General features: G+C 33.5%; 1 protein-coding gene. It reads right to left on the bottom strand.

Features of this window, described 5'->3' with window-relative positions:
• Nucleotides 1-237, bottom strand: a 237-nt coding sequence (locus SB752_RS33100) for a hypothetical protein (protein ID WP_486320417.1), incomplete at its 3' end; no start/stop codon positions are given.
• Nucleotides 238-245: the final 8 nt, after the last annotated feature.

Raw genomic sequence — 245 nt, 5'->3', positions numbered from 1 at the left:
GGTTGCCCTGAATGGATTGACAACATTAATCCATCCTTTGTTCCATGTTCCATTATAATAAAATTGAGTAGGCAAATTGACAGAATATTCATTTTCCATGAGTTTGGTTTCCTGCATGAAACTTTCATTTTCATTATTAAAAACATCATCCATCAGATTGTTTTTAAGTAACCTACTCATCCAGACTCCTGTCATCAGTAGTAAGATATACCCTGCAGAGGTAGAAAAAATATACAATAAAGCAC

The sequence above is a fragment of the Brevibacillus sp. SIMBA_040 genome (assembly GCF_046535075.1).
Taxonomy (GTDB): Bacteria; Bacillota; Bacilli; order Brevibacillales; family Brevibacillaceae; genus Brevibacillus.
The sequence above is the reverse complement of the archived record's forward strand: the minus strand, read 5'-3'. Positions and strand labels throughout refer to the sequence as shown.